Genomic DNA, 22,452 nt, shown 5'->3' with positions numbered 1-22,452 from the left:
ATACGATGCCCACAGGGGTTTGTGGTGTGGCTATTACTTAAGGCTGACTTTCGAGTAATCCTGACGACCAAACGGGCTCACCGAGTAACCCTCGACTTCCTTGCGCATCAGTGCGAATGCGGTCGGGTGGGCCAGCGGCAACCACAGCGCTTGCTGCTGGATCTGCGCCTGAGCCTGTTCGTAGAGCTTGGTACGCACACCTTGCTCGCCGGTGGTCTTGCCGGCGCTAATCAACTTGTCCAGGTCCTGGTTGCAGTAGCGGGCGAAGTTGGTGCCGGACTTGACTGCGGCGCAGGAAAACTGCGGTGTGAGGAAGTTGTCCGGGTCACCGTTGTCGCCGGCCCAGCCCATGAACAGCAGGTCATGTTCACCGGCCTTGGCGCGGCGAATCAGTTCGCCCCATTCGATCACTCGAATCTCGGCCTGAATACCGATCTCCGCGAGGTCGGATTGGAGCATTTGAGCGCTGAGGCTTGGGTTCGGGTTGAGCAGGCTGCCGGAAGGTCGGGTCCAGATGGTGGTCTGGAAACCGTCCTTGAGCCCGGCCTTGGCCATCAATGCCCGAGCCTTTTCGACGTCATGCGGGTAGCCCGGCAAGCCTCTGGCGTAGCTCCAGGTGTTAGGCGGGTAGGGGCCATTGGCGGGTTCGGCGGTGTCTTCGAATACGGCCTTGACGTAGTTGGCCTTGTCGAACGCGAGGTTGATCGCCTGGCGCACTTCAGGCTTGTCCAGCGGCGGATGCTGGCTGTTGATGCCGACGAACGCCGTCATGAAGGCGTCGGTCTTTTCGACTTGCAGCGTCGGTTCTTTCAGTGCCGCCTGTACGTCCAGAGGCTTGGGCGACAGGGCGATCTGGCACTCGTTGCGGCGCAATTTCTGCAACCGTACGTTGGCGTCCGGGGTGATGGCGAAGATCAAGGGGTCCACCGACGGCTTGCCGCGGAAGTAATCCGGGTTGGCCTTGTAGCGAATCGAGGCATCTTTCTGGAAGCGCGTGAAGATGAAAGGACCGCTGCCGATCGGCTGGCTGTTGAGCTTCTCCGGCGTGCCGGCCTTCATCAGTTTGTCGGCGTACTCGGCCGAGTAAATCGAGGCGAAGCCCATGCTCAACGTCGCGAGGAAGGTCGAGTCCGGGTGGTCGAGGGTGAAGCGCACGGTCAGCGGGTCCAGGGCGTCGATCTTCTTGATCAGTGCGGGCAACTGCATCGACTGGGCGTGTGGAAAGCCGCTCTGGGCGACTTTGTGCCATGGGTTTGCCGGGTCGAGCATGCGGTCGAAGCTGAACTTCACGTCTTCGGCGGTCAGTTCGCGTGTCGGGCTGAAGTACTCGGTGCGGTGGAACTTCACCTGCGGATGCAACTTGAAGACGTAGGTCAGACCGTCTGGCGTGACTTCCCAGCTGTCCGCGAGGCCGGCGACCACTTTGCCACTATCGGTATCGAAGTCCACCAGACGGTTCATCAGCACGTCGGCCGAGGCATTGGTGGTGGTCAGCGAGTTGTATTGCACCACGTCGAACCCTTCGGGGCTTGCCTCAGTGCAGACGCTCAGCGCGGCGGCATGGGCCATTGGGCTCAGCAGAAGAGGGGCGAGCAACAGCGGTAGGGCAGCGAGGCGCATGGTCGGATTCCTTTACAGATCGAAGGCCCATCTGCAAGTGCAGTCTGGAAAAGGCTTACCCTAGTGGGCTCTTTTGCAAATGACTATCCCCTTTTTCATTTTAAGGGGACTATAGGCGATTGTTTTCCGTGAGTGCGGGCTGAGAAAAATCCTGGATTGGCGTGTTGGCCGATTCTCTGCGACGAGCGGTCTCTATCGACGAGAGCCTTTATCCAAGGCGCTCGAAGCCAGAAAAGTGGGGTTTTTATCAACTCAACGCACACGGAATGTTGTTGCTCTCTAGTCTTTCTGGTATAAAACAGCGCTCTTTTCTAGGGGCCCGGTTCCTTCACTTGTAGGTGTAGCCGGTAAGACCTCTAAAGAAACGCGGCGCCTGGCGCCAAATGACTGAGAGATTAAGCGGCCAACCCATGCCGGGTTGGGCATGTGGTTTTAGAGGGCTGAGGCATGTCGAGAGTCTGTCAAGTTACCGGTAAGGGTCCGGTGACTGGGAATAACATTTCCCACGCAAACAACAAAACCCGTCGTCGTTTCCTGCCGAACCTGCAGCATCACCGCTTCTGGGTTGAAGAAGAGAAACGTTTTGTGCGTCTGCGCGTATCTGCCAAAGGCATGCGTATCATCGACAAGCGTGGCATCACTGTCGTGCTGGCCGAAATCCGCAAAGCTGGCAAGATCTAAGGGAGATAATCATGCGTGAATTGATTCGTTTGATCTCGAGCGCCGGTACTGGTCACTTCTACACTACCGACAAGAACAAGCGCACTACTCCGGACAAAATCGAGATCAAGAAATTTGATCCGGTTGTTCGCAAGCACGTGATCTACAAAGAAGGCAAAATCAAGTAATTGATTTTTCCGACTTACGAAAAAGGCCCGTATCGCGAGATACGGGCCTTTTTTGTGGCTTGAAGAAAGGCTTCAGGCCTTCTGTTCAAACGCCACATAGATTTTGCGGCACGGCTCCAGCACTTCCCAGGTGCCGCGGAACCCGGCCGGGATCACGAAGCGATCACCCGCACGAAGGGTCTTGCCATTGCCTTCGTTGTCGCGCAGCACTGAAACGCCCTGAATGATTTCGCAGTATTCATGCTCGGTGAAGTTCACATGCCACTGGCCAACAGCGCCTTCCCAAACCCCCGCGTTCAACTGGCCGCAGGGGCTGTTGTAGTGGTTGTAAACCACTTGTTCGGGGTCACCTTTCAGGATCTTGGCCTGGTCCGGTCTATAGCGCTCAGGCTCAGTGGCGGCCTGGCTGAAGTCGACGATGTCCTGGATGCTCATTCTTATAATCCCCCGTGATTGCGGCGCAAGTGACTGGAAAGCCCAAAGTCTATGTTTATTAAAATGAACACCGCAAGGCCGTTTGCCGACCTTGTGTCAAATATATTGAAACAACCCCGGCCACTGGTTTAGGGTGGCGTTTGCCTTGGGCCGAAAAAGCAGGCTGGCCGGGCAGAATTCCTGAGGGCGTCCACGAAGAACGCGGCGCGCTCGTATTCAACAAGAGGAGGACACTCATATGACCACCCTGACTCGTGCCGATTGGGAACAACGGGCTCGCGATCTGAAGATCGAAGGCCGCGCCTACATCAATGGCGAATACACCGATGCTGTCTCCGCCGAGACCTTCGAGTGCATCAGCCCGGTCGATGGCCGTCTGCTGGGCAAGATTGCCAGCTGTGACGCCGCCGATGCCCAGCGCGCTGTTGAAAATGCCCGCGCCACCTTCAATTCCGGCGTCTGGTCGCGCCTGGCGCCGACCAAACGCAAAGCCACCATGATTCGTTTCGCTGGCCTGCTGAAACAGCACGCCGAAGAGCTGGCCCTGCTTGAAACCCTGGACATGGGCAAGCCGATCAGCGATTCCCTGTACATCGACGTTCCAGGCGCGGCGCAGGCCCTGAGCTGGAGCGGTGAAGCCATCGACAAGATCTACGACGAAGTGGCCGCGACCCCGCACGATCAGTTGGGTCTGGTCACTCGCGAGCCGGTCGGCGTTGTCAGCGCCATCGTGCCGTGGAATTTCCCGCTGATGATGGCCTGCTGGAAACTCGGTCCGGCGCTGTCCACCGGTAACTCGGTGATCCTCAAACCGTCCGAAAAATCGCCGCTGACGGCTATCCGCATTGCTGCGCTGGCCGTCGAGGCCGGTATCCCGAAAGGCGTGCTGAACGTCCTGCCAGGTTACGGTCACACCGTCGGCAAGGCCCTGGCCCTGCACAACGACGTGGACACCCTGGTGTTCACCGGTTCGACCAAGATCGCCAAGCAATTGCTGATCTACTCCGGCGAATCGAACATGAAACGCGTCTGGCTCGAAGCCGGCGGCAAGAGCCCGAACATCGTGTTCGCCGATGCTCCGGACCTGCAAGCTGCCGCTGAATCGGCTGCTGGTGCCATCGCCTTCAACCAGGGCGAAGTCTGCACCGCCGGCTCGCGTCTGCTGGTGGAGCGTTCGATCAAGGATAAATTCCTGCCACTGGTGATTGAGGCCCTCAAAACCTGGAAACCGGGCAACCCGCTGGACCCGGCGACCAATGTCGGCGCGCTGGTGGATACGCAGCAGATGAACACCGTGCTGTCCTATATCGAATCCGGCCACGCCGACGGCGCCAAACTGGTGGCGGGCGGCAAGCGCATTCTTCAGGAAACCGGCGGCACCTACGTTGAGCCGACGATTTTCGACGGCGTCAGCAATGCGATGAAAATCGCTCAGGAAGAAATCTTCGGCCCGGTGCTGTCGGTGATCACTTTCGATACCGCCGAAGAAGCCATCCAGATCGCCAACGACACGCCTTATGGTTTGGCTGCAGCGGTGTGGACCAAGGATATTTCCAAGGCCCACCTGACCGCCAAAGCGCTGCGCGCCGGTAGCGTGTGGGTCAACCAATACGACGGCGGCGACATGACGGCCCCGTTCGGTGGCTTCAAGCAGTCCGGCAACGGTCGCGACAAGTCGCTGCACGCGTTCGACAAGTACACCGAGCTGAAGGCGACCTGGATCAAGTTGTAAGCTCAATACAACGCAGATCCCTTGTGGGAGCGAGCTTGCTCGCGATAGCGGTATGACAGTCGACGTCAATGTTGAATGTTGCTCCGTCATCGCGAGCAAGCTCGCTCCCACATTGCTTTGTGCGGCGGTTAAAAAATAACAATCCACAGGAGCGTGGAACATGCGTTGGGCGACTTATTTCGCCGTGTTGGCGTCTGTCTTGAGTGTCGGCCTGGCCCTGGGCGTCAGCATGCCGCTGGTGTCGTTTCGCCTGGAAAGCTGGGGTTACGACTCCTTCGCCATCGGCGTGATGGCGGCGATGCCCGCCATGGGCGTATTGCTGGGGGCCAAGATCTCCAGCCATCTGGCCGCGCGTCTGGGCACGGCCAACCTGATGCGCCTGTGCTTGTGGGCCGGGGCGTTGTCCATCGGTTTGCTGGCGCTGTTGCCGAGCTATCCGATTTGGCTGGTATTGCGGCTGATGATCGGGGTGATCCTGACGCTGGTCTTCATCCTCGGTGAAAGCTGGATCAACCAACTGGTGGTCGAGCAATGGCGCGGGCGATTGGTGGCGCTGTATGGCAGCAGTTATGCACTGAGTCAGCTGGCCGGACCGTTGCTGCTGGGCGTGGTGGGCACCGAACACGATTACGGATTCTGGGTCGGCGTCGGTTTGCTGACGGCGGCACCTTTCCTGCTGCTGGGCCGCAGCGGCGCGCCCTCCAGCGAAGCCAGCAGCGTGACCTTCGGTGACTTACTGACCTTCTGCCGTGGCCTGCCGGCGATTGCCTGGGCGGTGTCGCTGTTCGCGGCGTTCGAAGCGATGATCCTGACCTTGTTGCCGGTCTATTGCCTGCGTCAGGGCTTCACGACGGAAATTGCGCTGGCGATGGTCAGCACGGTGGTGGTCGGTGACGCCTTGCTGCAATTGCCGATTGGCGCGCTGGCTGATCGCTTGTCACGACGCACGTTGTTCACCGGGTGTGCGGTGGTCCTGCTGATATCGAGCCTGGCCATCCCGTCGTTGATCGACACGTTGCTGATCTGGCCGTTGTGGGTGTTGTTCGGTGCCAGTGCCGGCGGCTTGTTCACCTTGTCACTGATCCTGATCGGCGAGCGCTATCGCGACGATGCACTGGTGCGCGCCAATGCGCATATCGCGCAGCTGTGGGGTATCGGTTGCCTGATCGGACCGTTGGCGGCCGGTGCTGGCAGTCAGTGGATCAGCGGGCATGCGTTGCCTCTGTTGATGGCGGCAGGCGCGCTGGGGTTGGTAATTCTGCTGTCGCGCCAAGGCGCGTTTGGCGCGGTGACCGAACCGGCCTAGAGCATCCGTTCCAGGCCGACGGTGGTGCTCATCCACGCATTGAAGCGCCGCCACCAGCTTCCGGGTTCCTTGGTCAGAGTGTGCAGTTTGCCGTCATCTTCAGTGACCCAGACAATCTGGCCATTCTCAATCTTGGGCTGATAACTCAGGGGTGGCGCCATGCCCTGCATCGCCAATTCGCGGACGCGCGCGGCGAGTTCCGGGCTGTCTACCAGCACCCCGACTTCGGTATTCCACAGCACCGAGCGCGGGTCGAAGTTGAACGAGCCGATGAAAGACTTCTGCTGGTCGAAGATCATCGCCTTGCTGTGCAGGCTGGAGTCGGAGCCGCGGTAGGACTTGCTGTAGAGCAAATAGGGTCCGTTGCCGCCGCTTTCGCCGGGCTGGCGACGCAATTCGAACAGCTGCACGCCATGCTTCAGCAGAGCCTCGCGATACGGCGCGTAACCGCCATGCACCGCCGGCACGTCAGTGGCTTCCAGTGAGTTGGTCAGCAATTTCACCGACACCCCGGCGTCGGCGCGCCCGGTCAGGTACGCCAGCCCCGGCTGACCGGGTACAAAGTAGGCCGAAACCATGATCAGTTCTTTGCTGACGCCATTGAGCTCGGGCGCCAGCTGCGTGGTCAGCAGCAACTGCGGGTCGGGCTCGCCGTCGGCCAGCACCTTGCTCGGTGCGTCCCACAGCGCCTGGTTCCAGGCCCAGATCAACTCCCGACGCCAGATGTCCAGGCGCGGATGGGTGGTAAAGGTCATCAACTGCTGGTAGAGCGCGTGATTCTGTTTGCGCGTTTCCTCAAGCGATTCCTCCAGTCGGGTCCGGGTGTTTTCCAGGTCCTTGGCCGTCGGTTTGCTTGAGAGGAACTCGTCGATCGGCTTGCTCAGCGCACTGTTCCAGTATTGGTCGAAGCTGTGCCCCAGCTGTTCGGCGACCGGGCCGACGCTGAGCATGTCGATGTCAGTGAAATTCAGGTTGGGTTCGGCATCGAAATACTCGTCCCCCAGATTGCGGCCGCCGACGATGGCCACGCTGTTGTCGGCCAGCCAGAGCTTGTTGTGCATGCGTCGGTGTTGCTGTGAGAGGTTGAGCAACCGTCCCACCGTTCGTGTCACGCCGGTGCTGCGGCCCAGGTGCAAAGGGTTGAACACACGGATCTGGATCTGCGGATGCGCCGCCAGAGTGGCAATAATCCGGTCCAGGCCATCGCTGGTGGTGTCGTCGAGCAGAATGCGCACACGCACCCCGCGATCGGCCGCCTTTAGCAGTTCGTCCACCAGCATCCGTGTGCTGATGCCGTCGTGAACGATGTAGTACTGCAAATCCAGGCTGCTTTGGGCGTTGCGGATCAGCTCGGCGCGGGCGGTGAAGGCCTCGGTGCTATTGGGCAGCAGGCGAAAGCCGGATTGCCCCTCATGGGGCGCGGCCTGAGCCTGGATTGAGCGACCGAATGCCGAACTGGCCGCCGGTAATGCCTGGCTGGGCTCACGGGAGACGTCGAGGCTCGCACAGCCATTGAGCAGCAAGGCGAGCAAAAGAGCGAAGCGCAGGGCCGGACTGACTCTCAAATCGGATCGTCTCAGGTGATTGCAAAGGCCGAAGTATGGCACGTCATTGTGATTCATCGCTTTTGCAGGACGTGAAGTCGCTGGTTGTCGGACAGTTCTCCGTGAGCTTTCAGAAACTACAAAGTCTGTAGATAAAACCGCGTTGATTTGCCATTGCTTCCTACATAAACGTCCTACAAAACCCGGAATGATGACTGGGCATCGGATGCGGTAGCAGGCAGCGGCTTTTTCCGTGCGCTGCCCGTGCGTCCATGTCTCCAGCTATCTCACAGGTAAGTGATTATGAAAAAGTTTTATTGGGTCAGCGTTTTGGCCGCTGCACTGGCGCCTTTGGCGGTGCAGGCAGCCAGCGTTGATCTGACGGTCTCGGGCACGGTCATCCCGACATCGTGCATTCCGGCCTTTGCCGGCGGTAGCAATGTCGATCTGGGTCGAATCTCTTCCGCCACCTTGAGCCCTAACGCGCAAAACAATCTGCCGCCACGGGATATCACCCTGAAGATCGCTTGCGATGCGCCGGCTGCGGTGGAAATCGCCGTCACCGATAACCGTGGTGCCACCAAGGTGCCGGGTCTGACGTTCAATGGCCGGACCAGCGACGCTCTTTACTACGGCTTGGGCAGTACTCAGGGCGTCGGTATCGGTGGTTTCAGTCTGGAGACCGGTCAGCCATCGACCGATGGCAACCTACAGATGTTCCTGGTGCGTTCGCCGGCCAACCCGGTGTGGCGTGTTCCGGTCAGTGGATTGATGTCCAATGCGCCGACCTCCTACTCCTGGGGGCCGAGTGCGGCGGCAGGTCCGGCCGCAGCCCGTCTGCACACATTCCCGATGAGAGTGGCAGCGGCCATTCGCGCCACCTCCGAGCTGCCGCCGACCACCGACGAGTTCCTGCTCGACGGTTCGGTCACCTTTGACATGTATTACCTCTGAACCGACGCAGCCACTGCGTCACTGTGCTCTGAACCTGCCTGATTGACGGGGTTTGCCTGGCGCTAACCTGGGTGACGGCTTACCTGAAAGACCGTCATCGACAGACGTCATTGCATCAACGGTTATCGGCTGGCGCTGTGTTTAACAGCGTCGGTCGATGCCTTCTGGAGACTTTCATGTACCCCTTTAAATCCTACAAGGTGCTCGGCGCCGTCGCAGCTGTGTGCCTGTCGTTCACGAATCCGAGTACGCATGCCGCCGGAATGATCCCCGAGACGCCAGTGGTGATGGTCGACCAGGCGTTGGGCGAGGCAACCCTGAACGTCAGGAACTCCGACGACCAACCGGCGTTGCTGTACAGCTCCATTGAGCATATCGCCGAGGACAATGAGCCTCTGTTGTTGCTGAACCCGCCAGTGGCACGCGTCGAACCGGGTCAGAGCCAGCAAGTGCGGTTTATCCTGCGTAGCGCCAGACCCCTGGAAACCGAACGGCTCAAGCGTGTGGTGCTGGAAGGCATCCAGCCTCGGCAGAATGCGAGTGATGCACACGTCAGCCTGGGGATCCGGCAGAACATCCCGGTCATCCTGCGTCCGGCCAATCTCCCGGTAGAGCGCATGCCCTGGAAACGGTTGGTCTGGACGGGCGCCGGCAATCAAGTGCGGGTCAGCAATCCCAGTCCCTATGTGGTACGGCTGGCCAGGTCAGTGAACCTGATTCCCGGTGGCGCGACGCTGGACCTGGGGCGCACCTATATCCTGCCAGGAGAGGTGCTGAGCCTCAGTGCGCCGTCGATCCTGGCCACCCATGTACGGCTATTTCCCGCGACAACCTATGGGTTTGCCGTCGGCAACTACGATGCGCCGCTGAGTTTGCAGTAGTGAGTCATGGCAGCGGTTGGCGTCTGGCCGGTGGCGTTGCCCTGGTCATGTTGGCGATGGACAACGCCTGGGGTGAGGCACTCACCGAGTTCGACCCGTCAGTGCTCAAGGCGCGTGGCATCGATCCGAAAGTCGCCGAGCACTTTGGTCGCGCGCCACGCTTTTCGGCAGGGCGCAATCGAGTGGCACTGCAGGTCAATGGCGCCCCTTCGGGACACGTCGTGGCGACCTTCGATGCGGACGGGCAGTTGTGCCTCGATTCGAATCTGCTTGATCAGGCCGGGATTGCCGCGCCATCGGGATTGCCCTCGAGCGCTGACAGTGCGCAGTGTTTACGGAGCATCGATGGTCTGACGGGTGTGCAGGTACAGCTCGGCCCGGGCAAGCAACAAGTGCAGCTGTTGGTGCCAACCGACCTGCTGCTCGCATCAGCGCCGCGCCCGCGAACCTGGGCCTCGGGCGGTATGGCCGGGTTGCTCAACTACGACGCGCTGATGCTCACCAGTTCTGCCTCCGGGCAATCCAGCCAGTTTCGCAGTCTTGGCACCGAGTTGGGCTTCAACGCCAGCGATTGGGTGGTGCGCAGTCGGCAAAACTACACCTCGTTTCAGGGCGTAGAGCGTTTTGAAACGCTTTACACCCAGGCCTCGCGTACTTGGGAGCGTTTTCAGGCCAACGTGCAACTGGGCCAGCTCAACATGCGTTCGTCTCTGTTTGCCGGGGAAGCGTTCACCGGCCTCCAGATCCTCCCGGAAACGGCCCTCGCGTCCCAAAATGGCGATGGCCTGGGGGCCGGGACGGCGGTGCAAGGGCTGGCCTATTCGCCGGCGCGGGTCGAGGTGCGCCAGAGTGGCGTGGTGATCTACACCACCCTCGTTCCCAGCGGGCCGTTCACCCTGCGCGACTTGCCGTTGCTCAGCCATCGACTGGACCTTGAGGTCAGCGTCTTCGAAGAGAGCGGCGAACAGCGTGACTTCCGCGTACCGGCGGCTAACGTACGCCCCGTCAGCGTCGGGATGTTGCCGGGCTATGGCATAGCGGCAGGCAAGGTCCGACGGTTTCACGGGGATGAGCGCGATGCGCCGTCATTCTTTGCCGTGAGCAAGGACTGGCAGTGGGGGTCTGCGACTCAGTTAAGTGGCGGGTTGATGGGCGCTGGTCAATATCAATCCTTGGGTTGGGGCGTGCAGCAAGCGCTGACTCGAAGGTCGGTGGTGAGTTTCCAGCAGCTGAGTTCGCGAACGCCACAAAGCGGCCAGGGTCGCGAACTGCAAGCCACGTTCAGCGCGGCATTGGGTCCCGGGTTGTCCGCCAGCCTGACGGCGAGTCAGCGCAGTCAAGGGTTTCAACACCTGGCCGACACCGGACTGGCGTCTGTTGCCGATGACTTCGATAGTCGCTCTGAGCGCCAGTGGGGTGCGTCGTTGAGCCATTCCAACCCACTATGGGGCGCGTTTTCCGGATCGTTGACGCGGTATGCCGTGGGAGGCGGGCAGGACCGTTCGCGCGTCAGCACCTCGTGGTCACGGGCGTTCAGTGGTGCAAACCTATCGTTGAGTGTGCAGCGCGACAGCGGTGACGACGCCCGTGGCACGGGTCTCTATGCCAGCCTCAGTCTGCCCCTTGGGCGCAACCGTAGCCTCAATACCTACGGGCGCCATGATGAGCGAAACGGACTGCGCACTGGCGCCCGTTACACAGAACAGATCAGCGATACCCTGGGCTACAGCCTCGGTGCAGACCGTTCTGACAGTGGTCAGACGGACGTCAACGGGCGCCTGAATGCCCTGCCCCGTTACACCAGCGTTGACCTCGGCTATTCGCGCAGTGGCGTTGGCGCCAGCAGTTACGACCTCACGCTACGCGGCGGCCTGGCGATCCATGAAGAAGGGCTGACGCCGTCACCCTATCCGTTGCGTGACACCTTCGGCCTGCTCAAAGTTGGCGATGCTGCCGGGGTCAAGGTCAGCACGCCCCAAGGCCCGGTCTGGACCGATGGCGGCGGGCGGGCGGTGGCTGCGAGCCTGCCGGCCTACCAGACCAGTCGTATCGAAATCGACACCGTCAGCCTGCCGCGTCACCTGGACGTGCTCAACGGCTATCAAGAAGTCGAAGCCGGACGTGGCGCAGTACCGCGACTGGACTTCAGCGTGAGCTCGGTGCGCCGTTTGATGCTGCATGTGCGTACGGCCGAGGGCGACTGGGTGCCCAAAGGCGCGTCGGTTCATGGCAATCAGGGCGAGTACCTGACCAGCGTGGTGGACGCCGGCCTGGTGTACCTGGCCGATGCGCCTGACGAAGTTCGACTGCAAGTGATGCTGCCTGATAATCGGCCCTGTCATCTTGAACTCGACACGGCCGGGCTTCCCGAATCGTCTTTGCCTTACGCAACCGTCGAGGTAGTTTGCCGGGCGGGGTAGGACTTCCTCAGTCCGTGGGAGTCTCGGCCAACAGTTTGATCGCCGCAGCGCCAACCTTGCGCACCGCATCTTCGATCTGTGGCGTCGGTTTGGCCGCGTAGTTCATGCGCAGGCAATTGCGGTATTTGCCCGAGGCGGAAAAGATGCTGCCGACGGCAATCTGTACGCCTTGATCGTGCAACGCACGATTCAGTTTCAGGGTGTCGAAGCCCTCCGGCAGCTCAACCCAAAGCATGAAGCTGCCCTGGGGGCGACTGGCGCGGGTGCCGGCAGGAAAATAACGGCTGACCCAATCGATCATTACGTCGCGATTGCGCTGGTATTGGGTGCGCATCCGCCGCAAATGCGGTTCGAAGTGCCCTGCCTTGAGAAATTCGGCAATCGCGATCTGCGGTTGCGGCGCCGTAGAGCCGGTGCTGATGTATTTCATGTGCAGCACCCGTTCCAGATACCGTCCCGGCGCCACCCAACCGATACGCAGCCCTGGCGCCAGGGTCTTGGAAAAGGAACTGCACAGCAGGACGCGACCGTCTTCATCGAAGGATTTTATCGTGCGTGGGCGCGGGTAGGTGTAGGCCAGTTCGCCATACACATCGTCCTCTATGATCGCCACGTCGAAGCGCTGTGCGAGTGTCAACAACGCGCGTTTGCGCGACTCCGGCATGATGTAGCCCAAAGGGTTGTTGCAGTTGGGCGTTAACTGTATGGCCTTGATCGGCCATTGCTCCAAGGCCAGTTCCAGCGCATCGAGGCTGATGCCGGTGATCGGGTCGGTGGGGATTTCCAGGGCTTTCATGCCCAGGCCCTTGAGGGTCTGCATGGCGCCGTGAAAGCTCGGCGAATCCACCGCGACAATGTCGCCGGGTTCGCAGATGGACCGGATGCTGGTGGAGAGCGCTTCGTGGCAACCGGTGGTCACCACCAAGACTGCGGCGCTCAACTGGCAACCGGAATCGAGCATCAGGCGGGCGATCTGTTCGCGCAGTTCGAGGTTGCCATGGATGTTGTCGTAATACAGGCCGGGCATGTCCTGGCGCCGACTGATCTGCGCCAGCCCGCGCAGCAGCGGCTTCATGGTTGGCGAGGTGATGTCCGGCATGCCGCGGCCCAGCTGCACCACGTCTTTGCGTGGCACTGCGTGGATCAATTCCAGCACCTGATCCCACTGGGAAATGTCCACCGGGCGTTGAGCCGGACGGCCAACGGCGGGCAGTTCTGGCAGCTCACGGCTGACTGGCACGAAGTACCCGGATTTCGGTTTCGGGGTCGCCAGCCCGCTGTCTTCCAACACCCGATAAGCCTGCTGCACGGTGCTCAGGCTGACCCCGTGTTCGACACTCAGCGCCCGCACCGACGGCAGCCGGTCGCCGGGGCGATAGAAGCCTTGTTCGATACGCGTGCCGAGCAATTCGGCGAGATTGACGTAAAGGGTCATGGCGCAGCCTCGGTGCAGGTGATTCGGTTGACCAGTACAGATGGGGCAGAAATACAGGATTCAGAGCTTTAAACAGTCAATCTGTATGGAAATAATACAGTTGCTTTGAATCTGTAATGCTTTTCGTCGTCCGCGCATCATGAAAGCTCTGGCTACCCAAGTAAACAGGAGCAATCAAAATGAACGGATTGAGCGATGTGCGGCTCACGTTACACAGTCAGGAACTGGCGGCAGCGCAAAACAACGGCGCACGCGAGGCGGTCATGCGCAACGCACCGTCCGGCCTGAGTCGCTGGGGTCTGTTCTGGCATCGTCTGCACACGCGCAAGGCGTTGCTTGGGCTGACACCGGAACAGCTCAGGGATGTCGGATTAAGTCGGGAGCAGGCGCGGGAGGAGGGCTTGAAGCCGTTCTGGCGTCTGTGAGATGAAATGCGATCCCTTGTAGCAACTGCCGAAGGTTCGGGCCGCGTTCGGACGTCCGACTGCGCAGCAGTCGTAAATCAGGCGCCGTGGTTTGCCTGAAAGAGCGCGGTTGCAGCATTTGCGACGGCTTCGCCGCCGAACGCTGCCTCCCGGTGCTCGTCAGCTGCTACAAGGGCGGACATGTCGCTGAATCAGGTTCAGACCCACTCTTTAAGCCGATGCCAAAGCATCCCCAATGCCAGCAACGGCGAGCGCAAATGCTTACCACCCGGGAAGGTGATATGCGGCACCTTGGCAAACAGATCAAAGCCTCCACTGTGCTGACCGCTAATAGCCTCAGCCAACAGTTTGCCCGCGAGGTGTGTGGCATTCACGCCATGACCGGAATAAGCCTGGGCGTAATAGACATTCGGTTGATCCTTTAGCCGCCCGATCTGCGGCAGGCGATTGGCGCCGATGCCGATCATCCCGCCCCATTGAAAATCGATCTTCACGCCGGCCAGTTGCGGGAAAACTTCCAGCATCTTCGGCTGCATGTACGCGGCGATGTCCTTCGGGTCGCGACCTGAATAATGACAGGCGCCGCCAAACAGCAAGCGTCGGTCCGCCGAGAGTCGGTAGTAATCCAGCGCTACCCGTTGATCGCAGACCGCCATATTCTGCGGCAGTAGCGAGTAAGCCAGCTCTTCACTCAAGGGTTCGGTGGCGATGATGTAGCTGCCGGCGGGCAGCACTTTACCGCTGAGTTCGGGACTGAGTTCATTGAGGTAGGCGTTGCAGCCCAGCACCAGCGTCTTGGCGCGAACCGAGCCCTGGGCGGTATGGACCTTGACCTCGGGGCCATAATCGATGCGGGTGACCGCCGATTGTTCGAACAGCTTCACCCCCAACTGCTGTGCGGCGGCCGCTTCGCCCAGCGCCAGGTTCAGCGGATGCAGATGCCCCGAGCCCATGTCGATCAAACCGCCGACGTAGCGGTCGGACCCCACTACGGAGTGCATTTCGTTGGCTTGCAGTAGACGGGTTTCGTAACGGTAACCGAGGCTGCGCAGCGCTTCGGCGTCTTCGGCAAAGCCTTCGAGGTCACGGGGCTTGTTGGCCAGGTCGCAGTAGCCCCAAGTCAGGTCGCAAGCGATCTGAAAACGCTCGACCCGCTGTCGGACGATTTCCACCGCTTCCAGGCCCATGAGTTTCATCTGACGCACGCCGTCCGCACCGATCACGTTAGCGAACTGATCGAGGCCATGGCCGACGCCACGAATCAATTGCCCGCCGTTGCGTCCGCTGGCGCCCCAACCGATTTTGTGGGCTTCGAGCAGGATCACGCTGAGGCCGCGTTCGGCCAGTTCGAGCGCCGTGTTCAACCCGGAGAACCCGCCACCGACGACGCACACGTCAGCCACCAGATCGCCTGTGAGCACCGGATGATCGAGCTGCGGCAGGCTGCTGGCGGCGTAATAAGAGGCAATGTGCTGGTGGTTCGGGGCAGGTTGCTGAGCACGGGCATTCATGTGCGTGTTCCTGATTCTTGTGTTTAGAAAAGTTGACGGAGCATAAGCCGGACCTTCGGACACGGGCAACACTGGTCGGTCGATCGGTGCTGTCTGGATCGGGGCTTTTCCGTCAGAATCGCGCTCTATTCCGCTTTTGGTCACCGCTTCGATGAGCTGCAACAGTCAGAAAATTCGCACGCTACGGCAGCAGATTCCCTCGTTCGAGTGCGTGCCCGGCTGCCATGACTGCTGTGGGCCGGTGACCACCTCACCGGAAGAAATGTCTCGCCTGCCGCGCAAGACCCGGGTCGAGCAGGACGCCGCGATGGATGAACTCAATTGCGTCCACTTGGGGCCCAACGGCTGCACCGTGTATGACGAGCGGCCGCTGATCTGTCGGCTGTTCGGCACTACCAAGACCTTGCCATGCCCCAATGGACGCGGGCCGGTGGAGCTGATTCATCCGCGGGTCGAGAAGCAAATTCACGAGTACATGGCCAGCACTCGGCAAGTCCTCGTTTGATCGTGGGCTCAATCCGGAATCGGCAGATTCAGGCTTTCTTTCACCTCTTCCATCACGATGTAGCTCTTTGATTCGCGCACATGCGGCAGCTTGAGCAGGATGTCGCCCAGCAGTTTGCGGTACGAGGCCATCTCGGAAATCCGCGCCTTCACCAGATAGTCGAAATCCCCTGACACCAGGTGGCACTCCAGCACGTGGGGAAGCTTCAGGACCGCGCGTCGGAACTCTTCGAAAGTATCACCGGATTTGTAGTCGAGGCTGATCTCGACGAACACCAGAAGACTGCCCTTGAGGTGCTGCGGATTGAGCCGGGCGTTGTAGCCCATGATGATTCCTTCGCGCTCCAGACGCCGGACCCGCTCGGTACACGGCGTGGTCGAGAGCCCGACCTTTTCCCCCAGCTCGGTGAAGGAGATGCGCCCGTCCGCTTGCAGGATCCGCAAGATGTTGCGGTCGATCTTGTCCAGCTCACGTTTCGTTTGAGTGTTGGTACGCATAGGGGATGCGCCTCCGTGAAAAGGGATTTTGCCGAGAATTCTCGCCAAATATAGGCACTTATATAGTGAAAAGCACTGCCTAATCTTTTTTACACTGCACACATCAATGCTCGACAACTACGAACGTCAGCGGCAAGCCGCGATGAGGGATATGAAAATGCGCGTTATGGTCTTGGGTAGCGGCGTCATCGGTACCGCCAGTGCTTATTATCTGGCTCGAGCCGGGTTCGAAGTGGTGGTCGTGGACCGTCAGCCCGCCCCTGCCATGGAGACCAGTTTCGCCAACGCCGGCCAGGTATCGCCGGGTTATGCCTCACCATGGGCCGCGCCGGGTGTTCCGCTCAAGGCCATCAAGTGGCTGTTGCAGCGCCACGCCCCGCTGGCGATCAAGGCCACCGCCGACATCGACCAGTACCTGTGGATGGCGCAAATGCTGCGCAACTGCACTGCCAACCGTTATGCGGTGAACAAGGAGCGCATGGTCCGACTGTCCGAGTACAGCCGTGACTGCCTCGACGAATTGCGCGCCGAAACCGGCATTGCCTACGAAGGCCGCAGCCTCGGTACTACACAACTGTTCCGCACCCAGGCTCAACTCGACGGCGCCTGGAAAGACATCGCCGTGCTGAAAGAATCCGGTGTGCCGTTCGAACTGCTCGACCGCGCTGGCATTGCTCGCGTTGAGCCGGCGCTGGCCAGCGTCACCGACATCCTCGCCGGTGCCCTGCGCCTGCCGAACGACCAGACCGGCGATTGCCAGATGTTCACCACCCGCCTGGCCGAAATGGCCGTGAAACTCGGTGTGGAATTCCGCTTCGACCAGGACATTCAGCGCCTCGACTACGCCGGTGATCGCATCAACGGCGTATGGATCGACGGCAAGCTGGAAACCGCTGACCGCTATGTGTTGGCGCTGGGCAGCTATTCGCCGCAGTTGCTAAAGCCGTTGGGCATCAGGGCTCCGGTGTATCCGCTCAAGGGTTACTCCCTGACCGTGCCGATCACCAACCCGGCGATGGCCCCGACTTCGACTATCCTCGATGAGACCTACAAGGTCGCGATCACCCGCTTTGACAATCGCATTCGCGTCGGCGGCATGGCTGAAATAGCCGGTTTTGACCTGTCGCTGAACCCGCGTCGGCGCGAAACCCTGGAGATGATCGTCAACGATCTTTATCCTCAGGGCGGCGATCTGGCCCAGGCAAGTTTCTGGACCGGTCTGCGTCCGACCACCCCGGACGGCACGCCGATCGTGGGTGCTACGCCGTTCAGCAATCTGTTTTTGAACACGGGTCACGGTACGCTTGGTTGGACCATGGCGTGCGGTTCCGGTCGCTTGCTGGCTGATCTGATGGCGAAGAAAACGCCGCAAATCAGTGCCGAAGGCCTCGATATTTCCCGTTACGGCAAAAAAATTCAGGAGTCAGCAAAACATGTCAATCCAGCGCCAGCTCACCAATGAGCGCATGAGCCAGATCGTAGTCCACAGCGGGACCGTGTATCTGGCAGGGCAGGTCGGCGACGATATGAACGCCGGGATTGAACAACAGACCCGTGAAACGCTTGCCAACATCGAGCGTCTGCTGGATCTGGCCGGGACCGACAAGAGCCGCCTGCTGTCGGTGACGATTTACTTGAAAGACATTGATGCGCACTTCGAAGGCATGAATGCGGTCTGGGACAAGTGGCTGCCAAAAGGCGTCGCACCGGCCCGTGCCACGGTTGAATCGAAGTTGTGTGAACCGGAAATCCTGGTTGAGCTGTCAGTTGTCGCGGCTCTGCCATAACTGCACTGACATAAGTGTTCAGAAAGATCCCTCTCCCGGTGCTACTCGCGGTTCACGCTGTCAGCCAGCGCCGGTTTTTCCTCCTCAATGACCGACCAGAAGTCTGCCGCCATGCGTCCTGCCCGTGCCCTGATCGACCTTCAAGCCCTGCGTCACAACTACCAAATCGCCCGTGAAGTCACGGGGGCCAAGGCCCTCGCGGTGATCAAGGCCGATGCCTATGGCCATGGCGCGGTGCGTTGCGCCCAGGCACTGGAAGCCTGCGCGGACGGATTTGCCGTGGCTTGTATTGAAGAGGCCCTGGCGCTGCGAGCCGCGGGCATTCGTGCGCCGGTGTTGTTGCTGGAAGGTTTTTTCGAGGCCGATGAGCTGTCGCTGATCGTTGAGCATGACTTCTGGTGCGTGGTGCATTCGCTGTGGCAGCTCGAAGCCATCGAGAACGCTGCACTGAGCAAGCCGATCACGGTCTGGCTCAAGCTCGATTCGGGCATGCATCGGGTTGGCTTGCATCCAAAGGATTATCAGGCGGCCTATCAACGGCTGCTGGCCAGCGGCAAGGTTGCGAAGATTGTTCTGATGAGCCACTTTGCCCGGGCCGATGAGCTGCACAGTCAGGCCAGTGCAGAACAGGTCGCCGTGTTCGAAGCCGCGCGTCAGGGCTTGTCGGCCGAGGTCAGCCTGCGCAACTCGCCAGCAGTGCTCGGTTGGCCGCAGATTCCCAGTGATTGGGTTCGCCCGGGCATCATGCTCTACGGCGCTACGCCATTCGAAGAAGCCAATGCCGTGGCGTCGCGCCTGCAACCGGTGATGACCCTCGAATCGAAAGTGATTTGCGTGCGTGAACTGCCGGCCGGCGAGCCGATCGGTTACGGCGCCCAATTCATCACCCAGAAACCGATGCGCGTGGGCGTGGTAGCCATGGGTTACGCCGACGGCTACCCACGTCAGGCACCGACCGGTACGCCAGTGATGGTTGCCGGACAGCGCAGCCAGTTGATTGGCAGAGTGTCGATGGACATGCTCTGTATCGACCTGACCGATGCGCCGCAAGCCGGTCTCGGTTCGACCGTCGAGTTGTGGGGCAAAAATATCCTCGCCAGTGACGTGGCTGCGGCCGCGGGCACGATTCCTTACCAGATCTTCTGCAACCTGCGCCGGGTGTCAATGCTCTATTCCGGGGCTTGACGCAAAGCGCGCCGACCGAAAGTCGCTTCGCCAAACAGGATTCAGGTCCAAGTGTTGTAAATACTGAACGCTGTCGCCATGATAACGCTCAATATTCCAACAACCTGAATCTTGGAGGCGCAAGCTTGGACGTCGGTGAACGACTGCAATCCATCCGTAAGCTCAAAGGACTTTCCCAGCGTGAACTCGCCAAACGCGCGGGCGTCACCAACAGCACCATTTCGATGATCGAGAAGAACAGCGTCAGCCCCTCGATCAGTTCGCTGAGGAAGGTGCTGGGCGGGATTCCCATGTCCATGGTCGAGTTCTTTTCCGAAGAGATCCTGCAGGAAAAACCGACTCAGATCGTCTACAAAGCCAACGAGCTGATCGATATTTCCGATGGCGCAGTGACCATGAAACTGGTCGGCAGGGCTCATCCGAGCCGGGCCATCGCGTTCCTCAACGAAATCTACCCGCCAGGCGCCGACACCGGTGACGAGATGCTCACCCATGAGGGCGAGGAAACCGGGATTTTGCTCGAAGGTCGACTTGAACTGGTGGTAGGGCTCGAAACTTTTGTGCTCGAAGCCGGCGACAGCTACTACTTTGAAAGTACTAAACCGCACCGTTTCCGTAATCCGTTCGATGCGCCGGCGCGACTAATCAGCGCAGCTACTCCAGCAAATTTCTAAAAAAAGAGGCGTCCCGCCAGCATTGCGCAGGTGCCCGAGTTGTTTTTTCGCCACGCATAAGACCCCTTCGACTTTGGGGTTGTTTCAGTGTGGCGGGCTTACCGTTATACTTGCGCCCGCCTGCGAACCGTGGCCGTGGGCGTGACTAGCCACCATTGAGGGTGAACGCGTGAATCTAATTATGAAAATGCTGGCCGTACCAGCAACCGTATTGGCCCTATGGGCAGTCAGCGCACAAGCTGCGACCAACGACGATATTGCTAAACGCCTTGAGCCAGTCGGCCAGGTTTGCGTTCAGGGTAAAGAGTGCAAGGGGATGGAAGTCGCTGCTTCGGCGGGTGGTGGTGATGCCAAAACCCCTGATTCCGTGATTGCAAAACATTGTAACGCTTGCCACGGCACCGGCCTGTTGGGCGCGCCGAAAGTCGGTGATGCGACAGCCTGGGGCGACCGCGCCAAGAAACAAGGCGGCCTTGACGGCTTGCTGGCGAAGGCGATCTCCGGCGTCAACGCGATGCCGCCTAAAGGTACCTGCGCCGACTGCTCTGATGCAGATCTCAAGGGCGCCATCCAGAAGATGTCCGGCTTGAAATAAGCCTCCATCTTCAGCGAAAAAGCCGCTTGCGAGCGGCTTTTTTGTGCCCGCGATTTGCGCCTGGGACTATTCTTTGCAGCAAAGGCCCGGCAAGCTCGGTCCAACCCCAGTTCACGGAATGTAAGGGAGGATCAGATGGTTCAGCTGTGTTCTATCGAGCAAGCGGTCGATGACGTCTTGGCACGGTTGCCAGTGCATATCCACATGGGCCTGCCCCTCGGTCTGGGCAAACCCAACCACTTCGTCAACGCGCTGTTCCAACGCATTGCGCAGTTGCCCGAACGGCAGCTGACGATCTACACCGCCCTGTGCCTGGGCCGTCCCGCCTTGGGCGACGGTTTGCAAAAGCGTTTTCTCGAACCCTTTATCGAACGGGTTTTCGGCGATTATCCGGAACTGGACTTCCTTGCAGAGCTGCATCGCGACAGCCTGCCGTCCAACATCCATGTTCAGCAATTCTTCATGCAGCCCGGCAGCCTGCTCCACAGCGCACAGGCCCAGCAGGATTACGTCAGCAGCAATTACAGCCACGCCGCTCGAGACATCAACGCCGCCGGGTTGAACCTGGTGGCGCAATTGGTGGCCAGCCACAGCGAACATCTCGATCGCCTGAGCCTGAGCTGCAACCCGGACATCACCCTCGACCTCTTCCCCATGATCGCCAAGCGTCGGGCGGCGGGGGAGACGATCTTGTTGGTGGGCCAGGTGCACAACGATTTGCCGTACATGCCCGGCGATGCCGAAATTGGTATCGACACGCTCGACCTGCTGATCGACGAGAAGGACAGCACCACGCTGTTCTCCACGCCGAACATGCCGGTGGGTTTCCAGGATCACTTCATCGGACTGTACGCCAGCACGCTAGTACGCGACGGCGGCACTTTGCAGATCGGCATCGGCGCCATGGGCGACGCGCTGACCGCTGCGTTGCTGGCGCGGCAGGCCGACAATGACGGTTACAAGGCGTTGCTGGCGGACGTGAATCTCAGTCAGTGGGCGCAACTCATCGACCACGAAGGCGGCGTCGAACCCTTCGCCAAAGGCCTTTACGGTTGCAGCGAAATGTTCGTCAACGGTTTGCTGGTGCTGGCCGACGCCGGGATTGTGCGGCGCAAGGTCTATCCCGATGTGCCGACCCAGCAACAGGCCAATGCCGGCACGCTGGATGAAGCCGCGCAGACTGACGGCATCTCGGTGCATGGCGGGTTTTTCCTCGGGCCGCGCAGTTTCTATGAGCGCCTGCGCGAGCTGCCGCAAAGCAAGCGGCTCGAATTCAACATGACCCGCATCAGCTACATCAACGAGCTCTACGGTCAGGAAGAACTCAAACGCTTGCAACGCCTCGATGCGCGCTTCATCAACACCGTGTTCACCATGACCTTGCTGGGTGCAGGCGTGGCTGATCAGCTCGAAGACGGGCGAGTGCTCAGCGGTGTCGGCGGGCAATACAACTTCGTCGCCCAGGGCCATGCGCTGGAAGGGGCGCGTTCGGTGTTGCTCCTGCGCAGCTGGCGCGAGTCGGGCGGTGAGGTGAGTTCGAACATCGTCTGGGAGTACGGCCATTGCACGATCCCGCGGCATTTGCGGGACATCGTGGTCACCGAGTACGGCATCGCCGATCTGCGGGGCAAGACCGATGCGGCAGTGATCGAGGCGTTGCTGAACATCAGCGATTCACGTTTCCAGTCGGGGTTGATCGAGCAGGCGCAGAACGTTGGTAAATTGCCGAAGAACTTCCGCATTGATCCACGGTTCGCCAATAACAGCCCGCAGCGTTTGCAGGCGATTCAGGCGCTGCATCCGAATTTGTTTCCGGAGTATCCGTTGGGCTGTGATTTCACCGCTGAAGAGCGGGACCTGTTGCGGGCGCTGAACTGGCTGAAGAGCAAGTTCAAACTCACGGAGATTCTGGAACTGGGCAAGGCTGCACTGGATGCGCCGCAGGCGTCGGAGTTTCCCGTGCATCTGGAACGGATGCAGCTGACCAACCCGGAAGGGCTGAAAGAGGATTTGTTTCAGCGGCTGCTGCTCACGGGCCTGAAAGCCACCACGCAAACCTGATCGTGACTGATCGTTCCCACGCTCTGCGTGGGAATAC

21 protein-coding genes are annotated in these 22,452 nt (G+C 60.1%); 15 read left to right on the top strand and 6 right to left on the bottom strand.

The window, feature by feature from the left end:
- Nucleotides 1–33 precede the first annotated feature (33 nt).
- A complete protein-coding gene (locus QK293_RS06120) occupies nucleotides 34–1,620 on the bottom strand; it encodes an ABC transporter substrate-binding protein (RefSeq protein ID WP_282376214.1) in 1,587 nt (528 codons plus the stop codon).
- Between the two features lie 447 nt (nucleotides 1,621–2,067).
- Between QK293_RS06120 and rpmB the strand changes: the two genes are divergently transcribed.
- Nucleotides 2,068–2,301 (top strand): 50S ribosomal protein L28, encoded by a 234-nt coding sequence (gene rpmB, locus QK293_RS06115; RefSeq protein WP_007894701.1) that lies wholly within the window; start codon nucleotides 2,068–2,070, stop codon nucleotides 2,299–2,301.
- Between the two features lie 11 nt (nucleotides 2,302–2,312).
- Complete coding sequence (gene rpmG / locus QK293_RS06110) at nucleotides 2,313–2,468, top strand: 50S ribosomal protein L33 (RefSeq protein ID WP_007894709.1); 156 nt, start codon at nucleotides 2,313–2,315, stop codon at nucleotides 2,466–2,468.
- Nucleotides 2,469–2,540: 72 nt separating this feature from the next.
- Here rpmG and QK293_RS06105 read toward each other — a convergent pair whose 3' ends face one another.
- Nucleotides 2,541–2,903, bottom strand: coding sequence for a cupin domain-containing protein (locus QK293_RS06105; protein ID WP_282376212.1), 363 nt, complete (start codon nucleotides 2,901–2,903; stop codon nucleotides 2,541–2,543).
- A gap of 238 nt (nucleotides 2,904–3,141) precedes the next feature.
- On the opposite strand from QK293_RS06105, the gene QK293_RS06100 reads away from it, so the two are divergent.
- The gene (locus tag QK293_RS06100; protein ID WP_282376211.1) at nucleotides 3,142–4,635 is read left to right on the top strand and encodes an aldehyde dehydrogenase; all 1,494 of its coding nucleotides are present in this window, start codon (nucleotides 3,142–3,144) and stop codon (nucleotides 4,633–4,635) included.
- A 160-nt stretch (nucleotides 4,636–4,795) separates the two neighbouring features.
- Nucleotides 4,796–5,941, top strand: a complete 1,146-nt coding sequence (locus tag QK293_RS06095; RefSeq protein ID WP_282376210.1) for an MFS transporter — start codon at nucleotides 4,796–4,798, stop codon at nucleotides 5,939–5,941.
- Here QK293_RS06095 and QK293_RS06090 read toward each other — a convergent pair.
- Nucleotides 5,938–7,506 (bottom strand): phospholipase D family protein, encoded by a 1,569-nt coding sequence (locus QK293_RS06090; RefSeq protein ID WP_282376209.1) that lies wholly within the window; start codon nucleotides 7,504–7,506, stop codon nucleotides 5,938–5,940. The genes QK293_RS06095 and QK293_RS06090 overlap by 4 nt on opposite strands.
- A 282-nt stretch (nucleotides 7,507–7,788) precedes the next feature.
- Between QK293_RS06090 and QK293_RS06085 the strand changes: the two genes are divergently transcribed.
- From QK293_RS06085 to QK293_RS06075, 3 genes are all read left to right on the top strand, one after another.
- Nucleotides 7,789–8,439: a DUF1120 domain-containing protein gene (locus tag QK293_RS06085; protein WP_282376208.1), complete on the top strand. Its 651-nt coding sequence runs from the start codon at nucleotides 7,789–7,791 to the stop codon at nucleotides 8,437–8,439.
- Between the two features lie 176 nt (nucleotides 8,440–8,615).
- The gene (locus QK293_RS06080; protein ID WP_282376207.1) at nucleotides 8,616–9,320 is read left to right on the top strand and encodes a fimbria/pilus chaperone family protein; all 705 of its coding nucleotides are present in this window, start codon (nucleotides 8,616–8,618) and stop codon (nucleotides 9,318–9,320) included.
- A complete protein-coding gene (locus tag QK293_RS06075) occupies nucleotides 9,320–11,740 on the top strand; it encodes a fimbria/pilus outer membrane usher protein (protein WP_282376206.1) in 2,421 nt (806 codons plus the stop codon). Before QK293_RS06080 ends, QK293_RS06075 begins: the two co-directional genes overlap by 1 nt.
- Nucleotides 11,741–11,747: 7 nt before the next feature.
- Here QK293_RS06075 and QK293_RS06070 read toward each other — a convergent pair whose 3' ends face one another.
- The gene (locus tag QK293_RS06070; RefSeq protein WP_282376205.1) at nucleotides 11,748–13,175 is read right to left on the bottom strand and encodes a PLP-dependent aminotransferase family protein; all 1,428 of its coding nucleotides are present in this window, start codon (nucleotides 13,173–13,175) and stop codon (nucleotides 11,748–11,750) included.
- A 179-nt stretch (nucleotides 13,176–13,354) separates the two neighbouring features.
- On the opposite strand from QK293_RS06070, the gene QK293_RS06065 reads away from it, so the two are divergent.
- Entirely contained in the window at nucleotides 13,355–13,600 is a 246-nt protein-coding gene (locus QK293_RS06065) for a DUF1127 domain-containing protein (protein WP_282376203.1), read from the top strand.
- A 197-nt stretch (nucleotides 13,601–13,797) separates the two neighbouring features.
- Here the strand turns inward: QK293_RS06065 and QK293_RS06060 are convergent, their stop codons facing one another.
- The gene (locus tag QK293_RS06060) at nucleotides 13,798–15,111 is read right to left on the bottom strand and encodes an FAD-binding oxidoreductase (RefSeq protein ID WP_282376201.1); all 1,314 of its coding nucleotides are present in this window, start codon (nucleotides 15,109–15,111) and stop codon (nucleotides 13,798–13,800) included.
- A 151-nt stretch (nucleotides 15,112–15,262) separates the two neighbouring features.
- Here QK293_RS06060 and QK293_RS06055 point away from each other — a divergent pair, with 151 nt between their 5' ends.
- Entirely contained in the window at nucleotides 15,263–15,616 is a 354-nt protein-coding gene (locus QK293_RS06055) for a YkgJ family cysteine cluster protein (RefSeq protein ID WP_282376199.1), read from the top strand.
- A gap of 8 nt (nucleotides 15,617–15,624) precedes the next feature.
- On the opposite strand, the gene QK293_RS06050 is transcribed toward QK293_RS06055, so the two are convergent.
- A complete protein-coding gene (locus QK293_RS06050; protein ID WP_003206849.1) occupies nucleotides 15,625–16,113 on the bottom strand; it encodes an Lrp/AsnC ligand binding domain-containing protein in 489 nt (162 codons plus the stop codon).
- Between the two features lie 157 nt (nucleotides 16,114–16,270).
- Here QK293_RS06050 and dadA point away from each other — a divergent pair, with 157 nt between their 5' ends.
- The 6 genes from dadA (at nucleotide 16,271) to QK293_RS06020 (ending at nucleotide 22,415) form a co-directional block, all read left to right on the top strand.
- On the top strand, nucleotides 16,271–17,575 hold the full coding sequence (gene dadA / locus QK293_RS06045; RefSeq protein ID WP_282376197.1) for a D-amino acid dehydrogenase: 1,305 nt from the start codon (nucleotides 16,271–16,273) through the stop codon (nucleotides 17,573–17,575).
- Nucleotides 17,547–17,900 carry a RidA family protein gene (locus tag QK293_RS06040; RefSeq protein WP_008150191.1) on the top strand — a complete coding sequence of 118 codons (354 nt, stop codon included), beginning with the start codon at nucleotides 17,547–17,549 and terminating at the stop codon, nucleotides 17,898–17,900. Before dadA ends, QK293_RS06040 begins: the two co-directional genes overlap by 29 nt.
- 111 nt (nucleotides 17,901–18,011) lie before the next feature.
- Nucleotides 18,012–19,085 (top strand): alanine racemase, encoded by a 1,074-nt coding sequence (gene alr, locus QK293_RS06035; RefSeq protein ID WP_282376196.1) that lies wholly within the window; start codon nucleotides 18,012–18,014, stop codon nucleotides 19,083–19,085.
- Between the two features lie 125 nt (nucleotides 19,086–19,210).
- Nucleotides 19,211–19,759 carry a cupin domain-containing protein gene (locus tag QK293_RS06030; protein ID WP_008150195.1) on the top strand — a complete coding sequence of 183 codons (549 nt, stop codon included), beginning with the start codon at nucleotides 19,211–19,213 and terminating at the stop codon, nucleotides 19,757–19,759.
- 169 nt (nucleotides 19,760–19,928) lie between these two features.
- On the top strand, nucleotides 19,929–20,354 hold the full coding sequence (locus tag QK293_RS06025) for a c-type cytochrome (RefSeq protein ID WP_348775346.1): 426 nt from the start codon (nucleotides 19,929–19,931) through the stop codon (nucleotides 20,352–20,354).
- Nucleotides 20,355–20,489: 135 nt separating this feature from the next.
- Nucleotides 20,490–22,415: an acetyl-CoA hydrolase/transferase C-terminal domain-containing protein gene (locus QK293_RS06020; protein ID WP_282376195.1), complete on the top strand. Its 1,926-nt coding sequence runs from the start codon at nucleotides 20,490–20,492 to the stop codon at nucleotides 22,413–22,415.
- Nucleotides 22,416–22,452 lie beyond the last annotated feature (37 nt).

This window comes from Pseudomonas sp. AL03, from assembly GCF_029960815.1.
In the GTDB taxonomy this organism is placed as follows: domain Bacteria; phylum Pseudomonadota; class Gammaproteobacteria; order Pseudomonadales; family Pseudomonadaceae; genus Aquipseudomonas.
This window is presented reverse-complemented; position numbering and strand designations above follow the sequence as displayed.